This window comes from Tessaracoccus bendigoensis DSM 12906 (assembly GCF_900141915.1).
GTDB lineage: Bacteria > Actinomycetota > Actinomycetes > Propionibacteriales > Propionibacteriaceae > Arachnia > Arachnia bendigoensis.
In genome coordinates this window covers 1-4,517 of sequence record NZ_FQZG01000127.1, presented here as the reverse complement: position 1 = coordinate 4,517, position 4,517 = coordinate 1, and the positions used below count along the sequence as shown (strand labels likewise).

Here is a 4,517-nt window from a genome sequence, read left to right as displayed (position 1 = left end):
GTCGGTGTGGGAGTCGGCGTCGGTGTGGGAGTCGGCGTCGGTGTGGGAGTCGGCGTCGGTGTGGGAGTCGGCGTCGGTGTGGGAGTCGGCGTCGGCGTGGGAGTCGGCGTCGGCGTGGGGGTCGGGGCGACCTCGCTGGCCAGGTCGACGGAGATTTCGCCAAGTGTGGTCCACGGCTGGCTGGCGACCTGGGCGGACTTCGACACCAGCAGGACGTAGCGACCGGTCACCGGCTCGGGCAGGGGCAGCCAGTTCGCTGACTGCCCGGCGGGCAGGCTACCCGACAGCACGGGGGTTCCCCAGGCGGCCAGGTCGGTGCCGGAGGCAACATCCGGGTCGGAGGTGACGTAGAGGTCGTAGTCCTTGATCTGGCCGTTAGCGGCACCTGAGCTGACGCCCTGGCGCGGGGTGAGGGTGATCGCGCAGATCTCCGAATCCTTGGCGAGACCGACCGACAACTGGTGCGGGTGGGCGTCGGCCGTAGGGTTCCACTTCGTGTGCCAGAACGTGTTCGGGTTGCCGTCGATGGTGTTGGTCGCCGGTGCCTGCTCAGCGCTGTCGTTCTGCTCACTAGAGACGCGGACGACCTCGGTAGGGCTGGTCACATCAGCCGCACACGAGGACACGACCGGGGTCGATGCCTCGCTCGTGCGGCTCTCACCGTCCATCACGAAGGAGGTCACGAACCCGATCGTCGTGTTGGCGGCCGGGCCTGCGTCGGCCGTGATGGTGAACCGGTAGTCGTGGCCCACCTGAGGTGCGATGTCACCGACGGTGATCTGGCTGGGGGAGACCTGCCAGCCCTCGGGAACCTTCGGGGTGACGACGACGTTGGTGGCGCCGTCGACGTCGCTCAGGTTGCGCACGTGTACGTCGACCCGGACGGGCTGGCCCGCGACGAAGCGGCCGACGTTGGCGATGCTCGTGGAGACCCCATCACCCACAAAGGTGAACACGGTGGCCGTGCTGTGGTTCGGGTCTTCCTGTGAGACCTCTGAGCCCGACACCACGAGTGGCAGTTGGGTCGTGGCGTTGATGAGGTTGTAGCCTCCCGGTGCCTCCTTGATCCACCACTTCTGCAGGTTCGTGGCCGGGGCGGTGTTCGAGCAGGCCTCGATGCTCGGCATCTCACCGAACTGCTGGGGGCTGTTGAGCGTGTTGGTGGTGTCACCGCTCATCACCAGGCACGAGGCGCCGGAGGCGATCTTGTAGTAGCCGTCGGTGGTCGTGCTCAGCGTCCAGGCGGATTCTGTGGAGCCGATTGTGGCCGGGCTACCGGCGGTAAGGAACGACGAGTCTGCCTTGACGGCGTACTCCCCGGCGGGAACCGGGGTCCAGTCGACCGCGGTGTTACTGGGGCCGGAGCCGAGCACGTCGGTCAGGGCGGTGAACTCGGCAAAGGTGGAGACGGGACGCGCGCTGCCCCAGGTCGCCTGGGCCACGACGTGGATCGTGTCGTTGGCCATGGCGAAGAGTTCGTTCTCGGTCATGCCTGGGCCGTTGTCCGGCCACAGTGAAGGCTTTGCGCCGAGGACCTTGCCTTCGGTCGAGGAGTCATCGACGATGTGCCCCCAGAAGTTATTCGGCGTCCAGTTCTCGTTCCAGCGGGCGGCGGCGGAACCCCACGCGCCGTTGCGGGTGAAGTAGAGGCGTCCGTCGGCGTTGACCATGTCGTTTCCTCGGGTGAGGATCTGAGTCGGGGTCAGGCCCTCGTGCGTCCAGAACTCGACGATGATGTCCTTGTCGAGTTCGACGATGTTGAAGGGCTTCAGGCCGTCGTTCCAGATCCGCAGGGTCTTGCCCTTGCTCTTGACGTGCGCCGTTGACCTGGTTGATGAAGTCGATGAAGACGTCGATCTCCTTGGCCGTCGGGCCCCAGTTGGCCTGGGCGGTCTCGAGGAACTGCGGGAAATCGGTCAGCTGACCCGAACCGAGGAGGTACTCGTCGGCGCCCATGTGCCAGTAGTCGGTGTCGAAGTGCTCGAAGTACTCGTCGGCGAGGGTGGTGACCGTGGTCAGTGCCTCGGGCTTGGTGATGTCCAGCTGCGACGACTGACGAACGCCGTCCTTGTTTACCAGTTGCAGCTCCGGGTACGGGGCGATCCAGGGCTCCATGTGCCCGGGCGAGTTGACCTCGGCCACGATCCGGACATGGTGATCTGCGGCGAACTTGGAGAGCCGCTGGGCCTGCTCATGCGTGTAGTAGGACCAGAAGGTGGCCAGCGGAAGCGACTCGGACTCGACCTTGATCTCGAGCCAGAGTTCGTTCATCTTGTAGTAGGCCATCTCCTTGATGGTCTCCTCGAACTTCTCCTCCGAGATCTGGATGATGCAGGCGCACACGCCTGCGCCGCGCACTGAATAGGCGGGAACGTCGGTCGCCGATCCTGCGGGGACCGACTTGGTCAGCCCGGCCTGCACGGCCCACTGCGTGACGCTCTGACCACCGTAGAAGAGCCCGGCCTCAGTCGCCGCCGTGATGGAGATGGTGTCGCCCACGACGACGCGGTAGCCCTCTTCGCCCAACTGGGCCTTGGTGCTCGCATCGAGGTTGAGCTGGACGTCGCCGTTGGACGCGCCCGAGGTCTCGACCGTCACATCGCTCTCGAGCGCATTGGTGAGGTCGGTGGCAAGTTGGCTGGCCACCTTCGACTGGGCCGCGGCGGCGACGACGGAGGTCGTTGCTTCGAACTCGAAGCCGCCGTCGCCAGCGGTCCAGTTCGCCAGTGCGGGGATCGTGGCCGGCGCGCCCGATGTGGTGGTCTGGATCGGCGGTGAGGCCGCCTCGGCCCGCTGGGGTGGTGCCCCAGTGGCCACGACGCCGGCGACCAGTGCGGCCGCGGCGGCGATGCTGATGATGCTCTTCATTGAACGGCAATCTCCTCTGAAGGTGATGGGTGAACATCTCATTGAAGGCGGGAAACCCGGTCAGGCGCAATGATTGGTCCCAACTTGTGCAAGCGCCGCGAGCACCACGCGATGTAGCTGGAGTTGGGCAGGGGCCCAATCAGGGCCCGGTGGCACTAGGTTTCGTGCAACTGAACTCAGGAGGAACCATGACGTACCAGCCCGAAACCCTCGCGGTGCATGCCGGCCAGGAAGTCGCCGATCCGGCCACGAATGCCCGCGCGGTACCCATCTACCAGACCACCAGCTACGTCTTCGACGACACCGAGCATGCCGCCGATCTTTTCGCCCTGCGGGCCCCAGGCAACATCTACACGAGGATGATGAATCCGACCCAGTCGGTGCTGGAGGCGAGGGTCAATGCGCTCGAGGGCGGTGTCGGGGCGCTCGCCACCGCCTCCGGGGCTTCCGCCGTCACGTATGCGGTCCTCAACCTCACTTACTCCGGCGACAACATCGTTGCTCTGTCGACGCTGTACGGCGGCACCTTCGCGCTCTTCGCACACACGCTGGCGCAGTTCGGCATCGAGGCCCGGTTCGTCGACCCGGCGAAGCCGGAGGATCTGGCCAGACACGTCGACGCGAAGACGAAGCTGGTGTTCGGGGAGACCGTCGGCAACCCGGCCCTCAACGTCATCGACCTCGACGCGTGGTCGGCGGCCGCCCACGACCTCGGCCTGCCGTTCATCGTCGACAACACCGTCCCGACTCCGTACCTGACCAAGGTGTTCGACCACGGGGTCGACGTCTCCGTGCACGCCGCGACGAAGTACCTGGGCGGGCACGGCAACTCGATGGGCGGTGTCATCGTCGACTCCGGGAAGTTCGACTGGGCGGCGCACTCCGACCGGTTCCCGGGCCTGACCAGGCCGGACGACGCCTACCACGGCGTCGTCTGGACAGAGGCCGCGGGCCCGGCCGCGTTCATCATCCGTGCCCGCACGGTGCTGCTACGCAACACCGGTGCGGCCATCGCACCCTTGAACTCGTTCCTGTTGCTGCAGGGCATCGAGACCCTTCACCTTCGCATGGAACGGCACTCGACCAACGCTCTGACCGTGGCACGGTACCTGCAGGACCACCCAAAGGTCGCGTGGGTGAACTATCCGGGGCTGGAGTCCAGCGCCACTCATGAGATCGCCAAGCGGGTCCTCAGGGGTGGCTTCGGTGGGCTGGTGTCGTTCGGCGTCAAGGCCGGGCGCGAAGGTGGGACGAAGTTCGTCGAGGCGCTGAACCTGTTCAGCCACCTGGCCAACATCGGGGATGCGAAGTCGCTGGTGATCCACAACGCGTCGACGACGCACTCACAGCTCAGCGACTCCGAGTTGGAGGCGGCCGGCGTGCCCGCCGAGATGGTGCGACTCTCGGTCGGCATCGAGAACGTGACGGATCTGATCGCCGATATCGACCAGGCGCTGGCCCAGCTTTAGGAGCCGGGACCGTCCAGCCCCGGTCGCACCGCTTCCTCATCCGGTCGAACGCACCCGCACTCCGGGGTGGGAGGTGACCAACTCCGGCTCGGAAAATCGGCCAGTGGTCGATTCTGGTGTGTCTGGGGTCGAGTATCGGCCACTGCCTGTGCTGCTGGTCGCGTGGTTGACCATCTCAGG

2 protein-coding genes and 1 pseudogene are annotated in these 4,517 nt (G+C 65.9%); 1 reads left to right on the top strand and 2 read right to left on the bottom strand.

Going from position 1 to position 4,517, the window contains the following annotated elements; all coding sequences use genetic code 11:
* Positions 1-1,772: discoidin domain-containing protein (locus BUC15_RS21035; RefSeq protein ID WP_342741754.1), on the bottom strand; the 1,772-nt coding region annotated here is incomplete at its 3' end.
* A gap of 157 nt (positions 1,773-1,929) precedes the next feature.
* Positions 1,930-2,868, bottom strand: a pseudogene (locus BUC15_RS18465) (glycoside hydrolase family 20 zincin-like fold domain-containing protein); the annotation flags it as partial.
* 188 nt (positions 2,869-3,056) lie between these two features.
* On the opposite strand from BUC15_RS18465, the gene BUC15_RS18460 reads away from it, so the two are divergent.
* Entirely contained in the window at positions 3,057-4,337 is a 1,281-nt protein-coding gene (locus BUC15_RS18460) for an O-acetylhomoserine aminocarboxypropyltransferase/cysteine synthase family protein (protein ID WP_073191495.1), read from the top strand.
* Positions 4,338-4,517: the final 180 nt, after the last annotated feature.